The sequence below is a fragment of the Streptomyces sp. KR55 genome (genome assembly GCF_052245645.1).
GTDB classification, from domain to species: Bacteria; Actinomycetota; Actinomycetes; order Streptomycetales; family Streptomycetaceae; genus Streptomyces; species Streptomyces flavusporus.
In genome coordinates this window covers 1-15188 of sequence record NZ_JBQQCE010000225.1, presented here as the reverse complement: position 1 = coordinate 15188, position 15188 = coordinate 1, and the positions used below count along the sequence as shown (strand labels likewise).

Genomic DNA, 15188 nt, shown 5'->3' with positions numbered 1-15188 from the left:
GCCCCGGAGGAGTGGGAGGCCTGCTAGCCGCCCTCCTCGCCCGGGCCGGGCACCGTGTGATCTGCCTGGCCGGCGAGACCACCACCGACACCCTGCGCACCACCGGCATCCGCATCCGCAGCGCCCAGTTCGGCGACTTCACCGCCGACATTGAAGCGGACACCGAACTGCGCGAACCGGTCGACGTCTGCCTGATCACCGTCAAGCACACGGCCCTCGACGCCGCGCTCGCCCGCGTCCCGGTCAGCGCCCTGGGCGACGGCCTGCTCGTCCCCTTCCTGAACGGCGTCGAACACCCCTACTTCCTCCGCTCCCGTTACCGCCCCGACCAGGTCGCCCCCGCCGTCATCCGCGTGGAGTCGACCCGCGTCGCCCCCGGCGTGATCGAGCACACCAGCCCCTTCGCCGAGGTCGATGTGACCGGCGACCCCGTGCCTCGCGAGCGTCTCGACGCGCTGGCGGCGGCGTTCGCGGACGCCGGTCCCACCACCCGCGTCCTGGACGACGAGGTGGCGGCCCTGTGGGCGAAGATGTCGTTCCTCGCGCCCTTCGCGCTGCTCACCACCCGTTACGCACTCCCCCTGGGCGACGTACGCTCCCGGCACCGCGACGAGTTGACGGCCCTGGTGGCGGAGACGGCCGCGGTGAGCCGTGCCTGCGGCGGCCCGGCCGACCCTGCCCAGGCCCTCGCCCGCTACGACGCCTTCCCGCCGGGCACCAAGTCCTCCATGCAACGCGACGCCGAAGCGGGCCGCCCGCTGGAACTGGACGCCATCGGCGGCGCGCTGCTCCGCGCGGCCGAACACCACGGCGTACCCACCCCGGTGACGGCAAAGCTGGTCCGGGAGCTGAAGGACGCCGGCCACTGACAGGACCTCCGGCGGAGGTCGTCATCCAAGCGCGGCGGCAGCAGCTCCACCGCCCTGCTCGTCGGCTTCGTCGGCTTCGTCGGCTTCGTCGGCTTCGTCGGCTTCGTCGGCTTCGTCGTCGAGCCGGTCGACGAGGATCATCGCCACATCGTCCGTCAGGCGGCCTCCGGTGTGGCGGATCAACGCCTTGTGCAGTTCGTGCAGGAACTCCGCCGGGGTGGTGCCTGCGCCTATGCGATCCATGGCCTCCCGCAGGTCGAAGAAGTCGTTGTCGCGATTGCGGGCCTCGATCACGCCGTCGGTGTACAGCAGCAGACGGTCGCCGGGAACGAACGGATGGCTCTCCGGCTTTGCGGGAGGGCCGGTGATGAGGTCTTCCAGGCCGAGAGGTGGCTGTGGCGAGGAGGGCATCAGAGCCTGGACCCTGCCCTGGTGCAGCAACAGCGGGGGCGGATGACCCCGGTTGACCAGTTGCACCACGGCGTCGTCCGGCACCTGGGCCATGAGCGCGGTGGTGAATCCCTCCATCACAACTTCCTCGCCGTACGCACCGGGCACGGCTGCCTCCCGTCGCAGCGCGTCCGCGCAGTGGTTCATGACCTCCATCAGCTCGTCCTCGCAGTGCGCGACCACCCGGAACGCGCCCAGCGCCACCGAGACCGCGCGCATGGCGCTCAGTCCCTTGCCCTGGACGTCCCCCACGATCATCCGGACGCCGTAGCGCGTTTGCACGGCCTCGTACAGATCACCGCCGACCTGTGCCCCGGTCCCGGCCGCCAGGCACAGACTGGCCGCCCGCACGGGGCCCAGGCGCTCGGGAACGGGCCGCAGTATGACCTCCTGTGCTGCCACGGCGATCCGGTGGACCTGGTCGAGCTCGCTCCGCCTGCGCGTCTGCATGGTGCTACTCGTGATGAAACTGCCCAGGGAGACCAGGGCAAGAGCCAGGAAGTTGGTATAGACCTGCAGAGTGCCCCACGCCTGGTTATAGGTGGCGGTGGTCACGCTGATCACCAGAGCCAGAGCCGCCGCCGAGGTGGTGCCCTTGGGGCCCATCGTCACTGCGGCCAGCGCCGGCGTCGCGACGAGCAGCGGGCCGGTATAGATGAAGTGGGCGGGAGTGAGCTCGATGACCAGCACGCCCAGCGCGATCACGAAGGGCACACACCTCGCGAGCGTGAGGAGGACCCGGCTGTGGCCGCCTGCTCCCGGGCGAGGAGGAGGGCGGAGGACCGACCGCATGGGTAAAGCGTCTCGGATGAGCTTAGGTTTTTCTAGGCGGGGCTGGGTGTTCGCCCCGGTGGGAACGAAGTCCCGGCTGTCCCTGCCCTGGCCCGGCCCATTGTCGGGTGGGGGTGGCGTGGGTGTGCAGGTGGAAGCCTGCGCCGAGTCTGGCCCCGCGTGGCCGGTGCCGCGTGGGGGTGCTCATCGTGTGCGGTGCCTGCCGCCCGGGCCACCGCCGGCTGCGGTGGGCGGGTGACGGGGGCCTCCGCCCCGCCGGACGCTTGCCACCCGGACCGGCAGCGGGTGCTGCCGGGGTGCAGGGTGTTCAGGCCGTAGTCGAAGGCGACCGCGCGGGTGTGCCCGTCGCGCCGGGTGGTGGGGGCGGCGGTGGTGTGGGCGAGGTCCAGGCGCAGCCGCCCGCCGCGCGGGCGCAAGGTGGGGGCGTGCAGCGCGGCCGAGACGGCAACGGTGGGCGGCAGCCGGAAACGGATCACCACCGGGTGCCAGTCGCCGCGGCCACGCGGATCGGGGCGCACCGGCAGCCGCACCGTCAGCACCGCGTAGTGGGCCGGATCGTCCTCGCAGCGGGCCAGGGTGGCCAGCTGTCGGTCGGCGGCGGCCAGCACCACCTGCCGCCCACCGCCCGGCGGATCCTCCAGCTCGCACAGGCCGTCCGGCAGGCGGCCGTGCGCGGCGGCGAAGCTCTGGATCTGCCGGGTGCGGGCGCGGAAGACCGAGGCAGGGACCGCCGCCCCGTCCGGGCAGGCCGCGCACAGCGCGTCCCACTCCTCGGGGGTGCGCCGCAGCGGGTCGGGGCCGGCGGGCCAGGTGGCCAGCACCGCATCGACCAGCGCCGAGCGCCAGTGGGCGGAGCGCAAGGCGCGTCCGGCCTGCTCCTCGGCGATCCGGCGCACCCGGTCGGGCACATACAGCCCCTCCGGCACACGCACGGCCCAGCCCAGGGTGCGCAGCGCCATCCAGGCGTGCGAGGGCAGCCGCTCCCCGGACGGGGCCACACCGGAGGCGAGCCGGGCCAGCCCGGCCCGGCTCCAGTGCGCCGCGGTCACGCCAGCGGCCATGGCCTCCACCAGCGCCGCAAGCCAGCCCACCCGCTCGGCCAGCGTGGCCGCGCCCAGCACCTCGCCGCTGACCGTGTCCAGGCCCCGGAACGCCGACGCCGGGGCGCAGGCCACCCGCTCCGTCTCGCCCTCACCCAGCGCGATCTTCCGCCGCATCCCGCTATGCCTCGCTGTCCGGGGTGCCATGCCCATACGGGGCGGCTGCCGCTTGGAGCAGGCGCCGACGCGCCTGGCTGGAGCGGATGCCGTACAGGCGGCCGGAGAATGAGGCGACCAGGGACATGAAGTCGGCCAGCAGTTCCTCGGTGCCACCGGGTGCCCCGGCCTTGGGGTGCAGCACCTCCACCCGTACCTGATCACGGGCGAGCAGCGCGCTGATCCAGGCCGCACCGAATCGGGCGAGGCGGTCCTCGTGGGTCACCCGCACATGGGTGAACTCCCCGTTCTGTGCTCGTCGCAGGAGCCGGTCCAGGCCCGGGCGGGACTCCCGCAGTCCCGCCCGGTCCCGGAAGACCGCCACCACCTCGCCCGCCGCACTCGCCCGCAGCTCGGCCTCCTGCGCGGCCAGCGACGACTCCTGACCGGTCCGGCCGGACACCCGCACATACAGCGCCTCACGCCGCTCGCGCGCCTGCCCGCCGTCGCCCTCGACCAGCGCCTCCAAAGCCTGAGACGGGAAACGGCGTTCCCGGCCGACCCACACCACCGGGACCTTGCCCGCATCCGCCCACACCCGCAGCGTGTCCGGATGCAGCCCCACCCGGCGCGCGGCCACCGACAGACGAAGAAGCTCCATGACCGCAAACGCTAGACACCGACAACACCCAAAGAACATAGAACAGTTGCGTCACTACTCAAACATGTGAACCCTCCCTTATATGCACACCACCAGACATGATCCGTGATACGGAGCAACACCCAGGAAAACCAGCCCAATCAATCAACTGCACGCGACCCTGCCTCGCCGAAGTTGAACCCTCCACTCAACGCCCTTGTGCCAGGTCAGGTGCTCAGTCCCACCCGTCGCGACTGAGCACTGCATTGAACATGCGACCTAGGAACGTCCCCGCGTCGCCAACGCAACGGCTGTCCCGATCCCCGCGATCAACAGCCCGATCCCACCGAAGATCAGTGGCAGCAGCCACAGCGAGGCGAACCCCTTGATCCGCGCGTCCTCAGGGGAATCTGCGTGGTAGAGCACCTCGACCCGCTCGCCCTCCTCGTACGCCGGTGGATTGGACCCCGTGGAGTCCTGGAACGTCCTCTGCGTACCGTCCGCCGACGTGAACTCGACCACCGGGTACGCCGCGGGCCTGTCGTCCTCCCGCTTCTTACGGGATACGCCGTCGTGGTCGTTCCGCCACTCCAGGGCAACCACCGTGCCCCGGGCACGCTCCGCAGTCGCCAGGAACGAGACCGACACCCCCGCAAGGATCAGCCCGACGACCAAGAACAGCGCCCCGAACGCGATCGCCCCGAACGTGATCCACCGGCGGGCACCCTGCCCCCGCACCTGAACCTGCACGACGTCCCCCTTACTGGTCCGGAGTGAGAGGGACGCTATCCCAGAGATCCCGGTCGCCGTGCTCCCGCCCCGGAGGTTCAGCGCCGGGCCGCCCTTCAGGAATCGTCTGTCCTGTCGCAGATTGGGTGGCAGGTGATGCGGCGTTGACCTGCGTAGCTGCCAAGTAGTCGGCGGCCAGGTGTTGGCGGCATTCTCAAACGATCTGGCCTTCGCGGAAGCGATTTCGGTGCTTGTCAGTGGCGCCTGGCAGTGTGTTCCGCGTGAACGTCGAATCCTTCTGGGAACTGATGGAGACCTGTCGACGACAGGCAGTGGGCAGGGATGCGCGGCTTGCCTGGTTGCGGGATGAACTGTCGCGCAGGTCGCAGGTGGAGATCGTCGAGTTCCAGCTGTGCCTCGACCAGGTAACCCGTCAGGCATTCCACTGGGACTTGGTGGCTGCGGCTGAGCGGATCTTCGGCGGCCGGTGCTCGGATGACGATTTCGACTATTTCGGCCTCTGGATGGTCGGGCTCGGAGGCGAGATCTTCGGGCGAGCGGTGCTTGACCCGGATGCCCTGGCCGATGCGCCTGAGGTCCTGGCGTTGGCCGGGAGGAGCTGGAGGGACTGGGGCGAGGACTGGCCTGGGTGGGAGTTGCTGGACTATGTGGCGTCGGAAGCCTATGGGTTTGTGACCGGGGATCCAGACCCGTGCGGCGAGGAGTTCTATGCCGCAGTGCGGGCTCAGCGCGGCGAACACCTGGGCAGCCGGGGGTTGGCGGGGGAACGTTGGAGTGTCTGGGATGAAGCCGAAGCGACTCGTAGACTGCCGCGATTGAGCGTCATGTTCCCGCTCAGCGACGACTCATGATGTCGTATCACGGAGGCCGGTCCGCAGGTCGTGGAGGCGCTGGAAGAGAGGGTCTTGGATGCCCAGGGTGGTGTAGATCCGTGAGAGCCGACGGCTGAGCTCGGCTGCAGTCGTCAGGTAGAGATCTTTGGGCGTCATGTTATGTGCGGGCGGGTTGAGGACGAGCTCTGCCAGTACGACGGTTTCGGGGAAAGCGGCCAGGCGACGTTGATCGGAGGCCGGGACTGCTCGGCTGGTCGGTTCTGCGGTGATGTGACTGAGCCGTCGGGTCCACTCGTCTCCGACGTTGATCGGGATGCCCTGCCGTGCCCATTCGTCGACGACCTTGCGGGCGGTTTCGAGGGCCTTCGTCATGCTCAGAGGCGGGTAGCGGCGAGCGAGACGGTCGAGTCGTCGCTGGGCCGGCAGGACTTCCGGCAGCCGCATCAGAGGCAGGTCGTGGGTGGACCGTGTCCATGTCCGGTGGCGGGAACACGCGTAACGGTGAACGGGGTTGAGCGTGATCACCAGTGGGGTGTCCGGGCTGCGCCGGGCCATGCAGGACCGACAGCGTCGGCCGATGACATGGGTGGGGCGCGATCCTGGGGCCAGCTTGAGGAAGTCGGCGAGAGCGGGGAGAGCCTTGGCGAGCCGTTCCGGCGGGCGGCCGGTGAGCGCGGCCAGGGCCTGCGGGGACCGCGCTGTCCACCGGGCCGTGGTGTTGCTGAGCGGCGAGAACTCTGGTGGCAGGGGCCCGATGAGCTCGGCAAGCGCGACGGCGGGACGGTTGTTCACGATGGCCAGGCGGTGCAGGTAGGAGCCGAGCGTTTCGCCGTGAACTGGTCCCAAGGACACGGGTAGTGGCCTGAGCTGGTCATGCCGCGTCGGCATCCGGCCTCCGGCGGCGGGGCGGCTTGCGGGTCTTGAGGTGTTCGGTTCGTGCGGTTTCGGCGGCTTGGTCGACTTCGATGGACTCCAGGGTCTTGCGGGTGATGGCCTCGCTGCCGCTGATGATTGCTTCGCTCGCGGCGCCGCGGATGAGCTGGGAGAGGCTGCCGATCGCGCCGTCCGTGCGTTCGTGGAGGTAGCGGTCGAGTTTCACGAGGCTTCCGGGCTTGTGCTGGTGCAGTTGCAGGGTGTCTTCCAGCGAGGCGATCAGGCTCCGCCAGTCCCGTCTCTGTGCGGCGGTGCCGTAGGTGAACGGTTCGGACTCGGTGACGGTGTAGCGGCCGGCGATCTGCCGTCCTCGGATGCCGTTGAACAGGCCACTGCCCGCGACGTCGATGCCGGCGAGGACGAAGGTGGCCGGGATCCGTTCGGAGAGGTACTTGAGCTGGTCGGATGCTTCGGCTCCGGCGCGGGTGGCGAGGTTGAGGTTGTGGATCTCGTCGACCAGGGCGAGTTCGACGCGCATCCGGATCAGCAGGTCGCAGACCGCGTTGGTGATGGAGGTCTGGGTCTCGCCGCGGACGATGGGCAGGCCCAGGAACCGGGCGAACTCGATGGCGAGCATCTTCGGGGTGGCCCCGGGCGGGACGGTCACGTAGACGACTGGCAGACGACCTTCGGCGGCCGGGCCGAGCCGCTGGCGGACCAGGAGTTCGTGGTTGCGGCCGAGTTGGGTGATCGCTGTGGTCTTGCCGGTGCCGGCCTGTCCGGTGACGATCAGGCCCCGGCGTCCGGAGATCTGGTGCCGGTTGAGCAGGACGAGTTCCGTCAGCGTTCGCCAGGCCGGGTCGTACTCGGGCCGAGGCGGTGTCCCCTCCTCGGAGCCCGGCGGCAGTCCCGTGATCACCTCCAGCACGTGGCGTTCCCAGAATCTGGCCTGCTCAGACGCAGCTTCCGGTAGGGCGTCCAGCAGCGCGAACGGAGGCAGCACCGGCGTCGGCGAGTTCTCCCAACCACGGTCGACGAGCTCGAAGTCGGCGGCAGCCATCACGTGACCGGCCGCCATCACACTGGCCTCCCCGTCCTCACCGACCAGCCGCAGCACCATCCCTTCCAGCCCGACGACCTGCACAGTCCGGCCCTCGAAACGAACCCGGTCACCAACCCGCAGAACCCCGCGAGGAGCGATATCACCCATCGGTCCCCTCCTCCCCGCGGACAACCTGCGTGCCGTCCCCCAATGGGGCAGCCAGATCCGCCTCCAACTCGCCCGACCACAACAGGTGGAACAGGGTCGGCAGCACTTGCAGAGGATCGCCGGTCTCCAGGACTCCGTCGGCCAGAAGCCGTGGCTCGTCGAAGGCGTCCAGCAGTCTCCCGGCCAGGCCGACGACACGGTGGCGCGGATGGCGATATCCCGACAGCCAGCGGACGTTGGTCATCACCAGGGGGTCTGGCTCGTGCACCAGCACGTATGACCAGCCATCCAACGCCTGGCACATTGCCTCGGTCGCTGCGAACTTCTCCGCGTCCTGCGGCCCCACCCGGTCCTTCGGCCTGACGTCGATCACGACAGCCGAGCCGTCTTCCAGCCGAGCAAAGTAGTCCGGCGTATGCGAAACGAGACGCGTCGCCCCCGGCCACGACGCCCGGAACGGCTGCGACGACAGCCCGACCACCCGTCGGTCGTGATCGAGCAGCATCGCCCGATCCCGCTCCAGCCACGACTCGAACCCCACCAACGAGCCCGTCGTCGCCGCCCAGTACCAGCCAGGGAAGTGCCGCTGCCCGCGGTACGACGCGAACCGACGTACAGGCGCCGCACCCTCGAACTCCACCCGGTGCACTGCACTCAGCAGGGACCGGCGCAGACCCCCGCTGTCCCCGTCCACCCATTCGACTTCGACTGACTCCAGGTCCATCCCCACCCCCGGCTCGGAGTTCCTGCCGAAATCGACCATGACAGGCACGAAGCGGCGAACCGTACGGAGCAGGACTCAAACCCCACGATCGAAGCAAGATCCAATGCGAATCTGCCACCGTGGATGCGAAAGGCCGCGAATCTGCCAACTAGAACGCGACGGGACATCGTCCAACCCCCGGACCGGCCAACTACAACGCTCCGTGTGGCCAACCATCGCGCTCACTGGCCAACTAGACCCGGACTTCGCGGGTCGTCCTTTTAGGTCCCGGAATCGCGCGGTGCTGGAGCCAGGCCGGTGACCGAGTCCGTCTGGGCTGGCGAATCCCTGAGCTTGTTGCCGATCACGGCGAGGAACTCGGCGCCCAGCAGCGGCCCAATGCCCAGGGTTCACGTATTCGTGCACGCCGTCGCCGGTGTGGGCCTTATCCGGGCGAGGACACCTTGCTGCAGGAGTGGCAACCCACGATCTTGGACGGCCTGCGGCGTGCCGAGGCGTCCGGGGTGATGACCGAGTCGGATCTCGCGATGGCGTTCTACGGAGATCCGTTCCGGCCTGCCGGCCGGTTCCTGGACGCCGGTGATCCCTCCTACACCGTGAATGACGCCGAGCCGGGCTTCGAGCAGAAACTGCTCTTGGAGTGGTGGAAGGCCGCTGCGGCCACCGACCCGGCTGTGGTGCCTCCGGATCAGTCCGACACGCTGATGGCGGCCCCCGGAGCGGTACAGGCTGCGCTGCTGGCCCTTTCCGGGTCTCGGTTCTTCGCCGGTCTCGCGCTGAGGGCAATGATTTTCGACCTCAAGTAAGTCCACCGCTACCTCACCGACCCCACTCTTCGCTCCACGGCCTGGCAGCGGGTACTGGATGCAGTGGGCGACGACACCGCGCCGTAGTCGCGCACTCCCTGGGATCCGTCGTCGCCTACGAGGCGCTGTGCGCCCGACCGGGCCACCGAGTGCGGGCACTGATCACGGTCGGCTCCCCGCTCGGCATCCCCAACCTCATCCTGCCTGGATCCGGCACGGCCTAGAGGAACCGGGACAAGGCCACCGCCGCCGGCAACGGGGCGACCGGCTCGACCAGGGCCAGTTGGCCCAGGCCACGGGGCATGGGAGAAGATGCGGATGCAGGCACGGGCTCGCTCGGCACTCATGCGACGTAGCCCCTCACATGATCATCAGCTGCGTGCCTGCAGCCGTCTCCGGGCCCCTCCGCGAACCCGGACTTGACCCCCGTCACCGGATCACCCCGACAGTCCGACGAATCGCAACCACGCAATGGCTCTGGAGCGGCCGGGGGCTCGCACGGTGTCTTACCGGTGGCCCCTGACTCGTCCCGTCAGACTCCCGCGAGCTCCCGAAGTTCGCGCAACGCGGGGTTGTTACCGATAGCCGGATGGTGATTCACGAGCCACTCGATACCGGCCGCGACAAATGCGCGCGCTGCCGCAACGTACTCCTCGAACGGGCACTGGGGAGCCACGGGCGGCGCTCCGTGTGAGGAGGTGAACTTCACCCGGTCCCCGTCGAGTTCAAGTCGAATGACATAGGAGTTTTCGGTAAAATCGATCTCCGCCGAGCCGTTCGCCTTCAGCTCCTGAAGAGAGTACGCCAGGGTGAACATGATATCGACCAGTGGCGTCGGCGCCGCAGACAGAAATGCGTGCCCGTCCACTGTGAAGTCGACCGGGTAAGCGAAGTAACCGTAGCGCAGATTTGTCGCGCTCTGGGTGGCGAGGTCGATCCGCCCGGCCTGCCAGGCCTGTTCGGCGGCCGCGGGGATGTCCCGGTCGCTGTCGGGTGTGAAGCCGATCTTCAGCAAGTCTTCTCCTGATAGTCGTGCTCGACTCATGCGGTGCTGGGGTCGGGCCGGACGGGGAGAGGGCTCCGAGCTCTCTCCGCGTCCGGCCCCGGTGTCCGCCCGTGATCTAGATGGGGTGGGCGGTGCGCAGGGATCCGTCCGGGTCGAGGACGACCTTGATACCCGTGGAGATTCCGCCGCCTTCGTTCTTGGAGAGGCGGCCGACTACATTTCCGGGCCCGAAGTTGTATTCGTAGACGGTTCCGTCACGGTTCTTGGTGTTCGGCATGGCCTTACCATTGCCGACGGCCTCCTGGATTCGCTTCTTGAGCTTGTCTCCCTTGACGAACTTGCCTTCGAACACTCCCTTTCCGTCGGGGTCGGCCGAGTATCCCTTTCCGCTCGTGCGGTGATTGTCCAGGACGTGCTGCCACCCGTCGAACTCGGGTGTGGACCACTTCACGATGGGGCGGGCCCTGGCTGCCTTCGAGACATCCGCGACCCGTTCCAGGTCCTTCAGCTGATCGGGCAGTTTCAGGAAGTCGCCGACGATCGGGATGAAGCCCAGCATCCCCAGGCCCGCGCCGGGTGCCGTCCTCATAGTCGTAGTTGAGGTACGCCTTCTTCGCGGAGCTCGTGCCGTCTGTGCCGAGGGTGAGCTGGCGCAGATCACCCTGGGGCGAGAACGCCGCCCCCTGCAGATAGCCGCTCGTGCCCTTGGACGTGAGCTGCTGTCCGGTTGCGTTGTAGGTGTACGAGACCGTCTCGGCGGGCAAGCCGCCGACCGCGGGCTGCGCGGCCTGTGCGATGGTGCCGTCCAGGCGGTAGCCGGTCGAGAAGGAGAGCGTCTGCGGGACGCCCGCCTTGACCAGCTCGTCATCGGCCGGCAGCAGCAGCTGGCTGCTCTCCACCTGGTACTGCGCGGAGTACTTGGTGACCTTCGCGGTGTACGCCTTGCCGGTGAGGCCTCCGTCGTAGCGGGTCGCCGTGTCCTGCTGGCCCTTGGCCAGGGTGTCGAAGGTCCAGGCGGCCAGCTTGTTGGCGTCGGTTTTGCTGGTCGTCCACAGACCGGTCCTGCGGCCCAAGTCGTCGTACTCGGTGAGGAGGATCCGCCCCTCGCCGTCCGTCGACTTGATCTCACGGTCCAGCGTGTCGTACCCGGGCACGGTGGTGCCGGTGTCCGGGTCCGTGACCTTGCTCGGCCGGCCGAACAGGTCGTACTCGTAGGACCACTCGGCCTGGTCGGGGCCGGTGATGGTCTTCTGCTGACCGCTCGGCGTGTAGGTGTAGCCGGTGGTGGTGTACGTGCCTTCCGGCTCGGGGCTGCCGTACTCGCGGCGCTCGACGGTCTGCCCGAGCGCGTTGGTCACCACTGCGGTGGCCTGGCCGCCCGACGGTGCGCTGCTGGTCACCGTGTCGCCGGTGTAGGTGTTCTCGACCGTCCAGCGCGTGACGTTGTGGGTCTTCGTGACCTCCTTGACGGAGCGGCCGGCACCGTCGTACGTGGTGTCGACCTGCTTGGGCGCCTGCCCGCCGTCGATCTGCACCGCGGTGCCGGACGGTGGGGAGGTCTCGTCCCAGATGTCCGCCTGCTGCGATACGGCGAGCCCGCGCGAGTCGTACACCACCCGGACACACCTCGTCGACGATCCCGGCGACATCCAACCGGCGCAGAAACTCGGCAGCGACAGGCAGAGCGCCCAGACGCTTCTCCACCACGGACGTCACCACCACATCGAGGCGCTGACGGACAGACCGTGGCCGCGGGGACCGGGAAGTCATCGACACGCCCTGCCCAACGCCGTACCACCGGCCCGGGACACCCCCAGACCGGTCACACCATACGAATCAACGACCCGCGAAGTACGGGACTAGAGCGCTCAGCACACCCGTTCGCATGAACCACGGGAAGAAGCTCGCCCCCCAAAATCGAACAGGCGTAGCATTGCGGCGTGGCTACGACCTATGACTTCCCTAGCGACCTCCGCGCCGGTCAGGAGGAGCTGCATCAGGTCCGGGCCGAGTTGTCGGCCCTGCTGAAGCGGCTCCCCTGGTCGGTCGAGCCCCTGGACGGCTTCAGCGACGCCGGTGGCTGGCGCAAGATCGAACGCCCTGCCTCCCCCGGCTGGACGGCCGACGAACAGGCCGAGGTCGAGAAGCTCCGCCAACGCGAGCACGAACTCGCGATCTTCGTCACCACCCACCGCTACTGGTCGGAACTCACCGGCCCGGACCGCGTCGACGCCCGCGCGAAACTCAAGCACGCGCACGAGACACCACCGGAACCCGAGCGGGAGGAAACCTGAAAACGATCAAGGCCCAGGTCTCCGGGAACCTACCCGCTGACCTGGGCCTTCATCGTGTCCTGCAACTGGTGGGCACGGACGGTTTCGAACTGCCGACATCCGCCTTGTAAGGGCGGCTGTGTGAGGCAACGGAGGTCTGCAGATCAACCCAGGTTCAGCGAAGACCCAGCGCAGCGGCGCATCTCGACTGCGAAGAGCCGTCGTTGACCGTGGTTGACCGCCCGATGTGGCACGGCTGTGGCACGCGCCGACACCCTGCGCTGTTCCGCGAGGTTGGTGGCACAACCCGGTCACCCAAGCGACGAGAACAGCCGGTCCGCCCCCAACAGCCCCAACGTCACCCCGGCAGCGTTGGCAAACACGAAGAGCACGTTCTGCCCCGTGGACAACGGCTCCCCCTCGGGATCGGCCGCCAGCACCTTGAGCCGGTCCCGGTGCAGCCCCCACACCATCCCCCGGACACCGACCGGCTTGCGGAAGGCGAGGAGAACCCCAACAGCCACCAGCAACTGGGCTGCACCACCCAGTGGGACATCCGCTGCGAACAATTCCACAGCGCCAGAGGCGAGCAGGAGCGGCATGACGAGCCGGTACGCCTCGTGCCCTCGGCGATAGGGGCGGAAGACAACCCAGTTCAGGAACAAGACACACGCGACAGAGGCCGGCATCAGCACGAGGCCCGCGATGACGTGCGCTGACTGCTTTGCAGAACAGGTCACCCCGTACCGTGATCCGCAGCCCCGGTGATCGCCATGTCCCGGTAGATCAGGTAGAGCGTCGCCAGCAGCAGGGCCGCGACGCCGGTGCATATCGCCATGAGCACATACGTGCCGACCGTCGGCCGCACAGGCACAGTTTGGACCGGCATACCGGCTCCCCCGCCTTCAACATGGGCCAAACACCCCCCACCCCACCGTCGATCATTAAATCCAGGGCAGGGCCCCGTGTCGACCTCTTCTTCCCGAAGCAAATTGGGAGAGGGCTCGGCCTTGGGCTGGTGTGCCTCTCACCTGCTGCGATGGTCCGCAGGTGTGCGCGGTTGTCCGCCGTTGTTCGTCGGCGTTGTCACGCAGTTAGACACTCACCGCGTCGCGCTCGACCCGTCCCACCTTCTGCGGTCGCGGAAGTCAGCTCTGCTCCTTCAGGGCAGCAAGGCCCCTCTGCAAATCGTCGAGGTTCATGACCGGCTCAAATGTGACTTCCGCGCCCATCTCCTGGAAGAACGGATCGGCGATGGAGGGCAACTGCGAGCTGTCCTGCATGTCAAATACGAGAATCATGGAGCGCCCGCCCTCAGGGGTGAAGTAGGCGGCCTCCGGCTTCAGCCGCTCGATGGCTGACTTCAGCGAGTTGGGCATCGCTCCGCCCTTCGTCACCTGATTCGACATCTGGGTGTCCATGCGGGCCTTCATCATCATCCGCATCGCACGCTCTCCTCGCGCACCGCGACCTGCGCGATTCCGTCCGCGCTCGCTGGGATCCAGTGCATCCAGATCAGCTTCACCTTCCTTGATCACCATCCGCAACATTTCCTACGCCCTACGTGATGGCAGAGGAGAGATGACGTTGCCAGGCGCAGACAACTACGAGGTCGGTGGAGTCTCAATGGCTCAGTCAAGCCACCCAGCCGATACAAGCCGGGCCGGGGAGCTATCAGACTCACCACGATGGGCGAGGCTCTGTCGGGGATGCAATTGGACCCTTCGTGGCTGACTCACGCGGGTGGTATGCAAGACGTACGCAGGCCCCTGTTCCCGCTCGTGAGAGACGGGAGCAGGGGCCTCATGCTTGCCTGTGAAGGGCTACGTCGGCAGTTCGACCACGTCGAGCTGGCTCAGCATGCCGAGGAAGTCCCAGTGCCACCAGCCCTCCTTGACCTTGCCGTCCTCGAACCGGAAGGTCGTGGTGCCGACCATCTCGACTTTCTTGCCAGTGGGCGGCATGCCCCGCAGCTCTCCGGTATTGGTACCCGTCCAGCTCCAGCGCGTCACCACGCGGTCACCCTCGGCCACCTGATCCTCGATCGTGAACTCGAAGTCCGGAAAGGCCTTGCGGTAACCGAGCGCCTCCTCGCGGATGCCATCGGCACCACGGGTGTCCTCCTTGTTGGCGATGTCGTGGTCGTGGTAGTCGGCCGCGAACACCTCATTGAAGCCTTCGGGCTCGTCCCTGCCGACGAGCTCCAGGAAGATGCGCCGGGCCGTCGCCTTGTTGAGCTGTTCGTCCCGCACTACGTCCAGGTCCGTGAAGGTGGGCATCTCGTCGCAGAGCGCGACCATCTCCTCGAAGATCCGGTTGGTCTCCGGCAGCCTGGAGTTCTTCATCGCCTCCTCGTACGAGGGGAACTCGACGATCTCTACGAAGTGGCGCGGCTCGGACCGGTCCTTGCCGATGAGGTCGTGGGTGGCGGTCCTCTTGCCCTTCGTCTGCTCGACCCAGGAGTCCATGAGCCGGTTCATCTCGTCGATCCGGTCGGTCTTGCAGTCGATGATCTGCACGAATGTCATGGCACCTCCCGTAACAAGTGCTGTTTCTTCATTTTAGTAATGAATGTCGGCCCTACTGTCGGGTCAGCTGGGGTCGTAGCGTTCCGTAGGGGGATCCCACCCAGCACCCGCCGGAGTCTCAATGACTCAGTCAAGCGGGAAGCTGAGGCGCTGGTGCCCCAGTTTGGAAGATCGCGTAACCGGGTGGGGCGTGACCTGGCAAGACGTTGACCTGCGCGTTCCCGGGCGGCTCGCCGAC

18 protein-coding genes and 1 pseudogene are annotated in these 15188 nt (G+C 67.8%); 4 read left to right on the top strand and 15 right to left on the bottom strand.

The features are described from left to right. The coding region (locus ACTWQJ_RS28935) for a ketopantoate reductase family protein (protein ID WP_443309482.1) at nucleotides 1–869 on the top strand (869 nt) is incomplete at its 5' end. Between the two features lie 21 nt (nucleotides 870–890). Here ACTWQJ_RS28935 and ACTWQJ_RS28930 read toward each other — a convergent pair. From ACTWQJ_RS28930 to ACTWQJ_RS28915, 4 genes are all read right to left on the bottom strand, one after another. Next, a complete protein-coding gene (locus ACTWQJ_RS28930) occupies nucleotides 891–2033 on the bottom strand; it encodes a PP2C family protein-serine/threonine phosphatase (RefSeq protein WP_443309481.1) in 1143 nt (380 codons plus the stop codon). A gap of 110 nt (nucleotides 2034–2143) precedes the next feature. Next, complete coding sequence (locus ACTWQJ_RS28925) at nucleotides 2144–3328, bottom strand: hypothetical protein (RefSeq protein WP_443309480.1); 1185 nt, start codon at nucleotides 3326–3328, stop codon at nucleotides 2144–2146. A 4-nt stretch (nucleotides 3329–3332) separates the two neighbouring features. Further along, a complete protein-coding gene (locus tag ACTWQJ_RS28920; protein WP_443309479.1) occupies nucleotides 3333–3968 on the bottom strand; it encodes an IS607 family transposase in 636 nt (211 codons plus the stop codon). A 258-nt stretch (nucleotides 3969–4226) separates the two neighbouring features. After that, nucleotides 4227–4697, bottom strand: a complete 471-nt coding sequence (locus ACTWQJ_RS28915) for a DUF3592 domain-containing protein (protein ID WP_443309478.1) — start codon at nucleotides 4695–4697, stop codon at nucleotides 4227–4229. Nucleotides 4698–4957: 260 nt separating this feature from the next. Between ACTWQJ_RS28915 and ACTWQJ_RS28910 the strand changes: the two genes are divergently transcribed. Next, nucleotides 4958–5548 carry a DUF4240 domain-containing protein gene (locus ACTWQJ_RS28910; RefSeq protein ID WP_443309477.1) on the top strand — a complete coding sequence of 197 codons (591 nt, stop codon included), beginning with the start codon at nucleotides 4958–4960 and terminating at the stop codon, nucleotides 5546–5548. Here the strand turns inward: ACTWQJ_RS28910 and ACTWQJ_RS28905 are convergent. From ACTWQJ_RS28905 to ACTWQJ_RS28890, 4 genes are all read right to left on the bottom strand, one after another. Further along, a complete protein-coding gene (locus ACTWQJ_RS28905) occupies nucleotides 5543–6382 on the bottom strand; it encodes a TniQ family protein (RefSeq protein ID WP_443309476.1) in 840 nt (279 codons plus the stop codon). The genes ACTWQJ_RS28910 and ACTWQJ_RS28905 overlap by 6 nt on opposite strands. 19 nt (nucleotides 6383–6401) lie before the next feature. Further along, on the bottom strand, nucleotides 6402–7613 hold the full coding sequence (locus tag ACTWQJ_RS28900; RefSeq protein WP_443309475.1) for an AAA family ATPase: 1212 nt from the start codon (nucleotides 7611–7613) through the stop codon (nucleotides 6402–6404). Next, nucleotides 7606–8337 (bottom strand): TnsA-like heteromeric transposase endonuclease subunit, encoded by a 732-nt coding sequence (locus ACTWQJ_RS28895; protein ID WP_443309484.1) that lies wholly within the window; start codon nucleotides 8335–8337, stop codon nucleotides 7606–7608. Before ACTWQJ_RS28895 ends, ACTWQJ_RS28900 begins: the two co-directional genes overlap by 8 nt. A 260-nt stretch (nucleotides 8338–8597) precedes the next feature. After that, nucleotides 8598–8708 carry a hypothetical protein gene (locus tag ACTWQJ_RS28890; RefSeq protein WP_443309483.1) on the bottom strand — a complete coding sequence of 37 codons (111 nt, stop codon included), beginning with the start codon at nucleotides 8706–8708 and terminating at the stop codon, nucleotides 8598–8600. A gap of 72 nt (nucleotides 8709–8780) precedes the next feature. Here ACTWQJ_RS28890 and ACTWQJ_RS28885 point away from each other — a divergent pair, with 72 nt between their 5' ends. Next, nucleotides 8781–9143, top strand: coding sequence for a hypothetical protein (locus ACTWQJ_RS28885; protein WP_443309474.1), 363 nt, complete (start codon nucleotides 8781–8783; stop codon nucleotides 9141–9143). A 532-nt stretch (nucleotides 9144–9675) separates the two neighbouring features. Here the strand turns inward: ACTWQJ_RS28885 and ACTWQJ_RS28880 are convergent. The 3 genes and pseudogenes from ACTWQJ_RS28880 to ACTWQJ_RS28870 all read right to left on the bottom strand — a co-directional run. After that, nucleotides 9676–10158: a hypothetical protein gene (locus ACTWQJ_RS28880; RefSeq protein ID WP_443309473.1), complete on the bottom strand. Its 483-nt coding sequence runs from the start codon at nucleotides 10156–10158 to the stop codon at nucleotides 9676–9678. Between the two features lie 106 nt (nucleotides 10159–10264). After that, nucleotides 10265–10426 (bottom strand): hypothetical protein, encoded by a 162-nt coding sequence (locus ACTWQJ_RS28875; RefSeq protein WP_443309472.1) that lies wholly within the window; start codon nucleotides 10424–10426, stop codon nucleotides 10265–10267. 292 nt (nucleotides 10427–10718) lie between these two features. Beyond that, nucleotides 10719–11768, bottom strand: a pseudogene (locus tag ACTWQJ_RS28870) (RHS repeat-associated core domain-containing protein); the annotation flags it as partial. A 321-nt stretch (nucleotides 11769–12089) separates the two neighbouring features. Here ACTWQJ_RS28870 and ACTWQJ_RS28865 point away from each other — a divergent pair. Next, the gene (locus tag ACTWQJ_RS28865; RefSeq protein ID WP_443309471.1) at nucleotides 12090–12443 is read left to right on the top strand and encodes a hypothetical protein; all 354 of its coding nucleotides are present in this window, start codon (nucleotides 12090–12092) and stop codon (nucleotides 12441–12443) included. Between the two features lie 290 nt (nucleotides 12444–12733). Here the strand turns inward: ACTWQJ_RS28865 and ACTWQJ_RS28860 are convergent, their stop codons facing one another. The 4 genes from ACTWQJ_RS28860 to ACTWQJ_RS28845 form a co-directional block, all read right to left on the bottom strand. Further along, nucleotides 12734–13117 (bottom strand): hypothetical protein, encoded by a 384-nt coding sequence (locus ACTWQJ_RS28860; protein WP_443309470.1) that lies wholly within the window; start codon nucleotides 13115–13117, stop codon nucleotides 12734–12736. A gap of 41 nt (nucleotides 13118–13158) precedes the next feature. Beyond that, entirely contained in the window at nucleotides 13159–13311 is a 153-nt protein-coding gene (locus tag ACTWQJ_RS28855) for a hypothetical protein (RefSeq protein ID WP_443309469.1), read from the bottom strand. Nucleotides 13312–13570: 259 nt separating this feature from the next. Next, complete coding sequence (locus ACTWQJ_RS28850) at nucleotides 13571–13963, bottom strand: hypothetical protein (RefSeq protein ID WP_443309468.1); 393 nt, start codon at nucleotides 13961–13963, stop codon at nucleotides 13571–13573. A gap of 282 nt (nucleotides 13964–14245) precedes the next feature. Beyond that, nucleotides 14246–14950 carry an ester cyclase gene (locus tag ACTWQJ_RS28845; protein ID WP_443309467.1) on the bottom strand — a complete coding sequence of 235 codons (705 nt, stop codon included), beginning with the start codon at nucleotides 14948–14950 and terminating at the stop codon, nucleotides 14246–14248. Nucleotides 14951–15188 lie beyond the last annotated feature (238 nt).

What these genes read in the sequence shown, in the direction of transcription:
- ACTWQJ_RS28850 (WP_443309468.1), bottom strand. Translation starts at nt 13,963, where the DNA reads ATGGTGATCAAGGAAGGTGAAGCTGATCTGGATGCACTGGATCCCAGC.
- ACTWQJ_RS28900 (WP_443309475.1), bottom strand. Translation starts at nt 7,613, where the DNA reads ATGGGTGATATCGCTCCTCGCGGGGTTCTGCGGGTTGGTGACCGGGTT.
- ACTWQJ_RS28925 (WP_443309480.1), bottom strand. Translation starts at nt 3,328, where the DNA reads ATGCGGCGGAAGATCGCGCTGGGTGAGGGCGAGACGGAGCGGGTGGCC.
- ACTWQJ_RS28875 (WP_443309472.1), bottom strand. Translation starts at nt 10,426, where the DNA reads ATGCCGAACACCAAGAACCGTGACGGAACCGTCTACGAATACAACTTC.
- ACTWQJ_RS28845 (WP_443309467.1), bottom strand. Translation starts at nt 14,950, where the DNA reads ATGACATTCGTGCAGATCATCGACTGCAAGACCGACCGGATCGACGAG.
- ACTWQJ_RS28855 (WP_443309469.1), bottom strand. Translation starts at nt 13,311, where the DNA reads ATGCCGGTCCAAACTGTGCCTGTGCGGCCGACGGTCGGCACGTATGTG.
- ACTWQJ_RS28895 (WP_443309484.1), bottom strand. Translation starts at nt 8,337, where the DNA reads ATGGACCTGGAGTCAGTCGAAGTCGAATGGGTGGACGGGGACAGCGGG.
- ACTWQJ_RS28920 (WP_443309479.1), bottom strand. Translation starts at nt 3,968, where the DNA reads ATGGAGCTTCTTCGTCTGTCGGTGGCCGCGCGCCGGGTGGGGCTGCAT.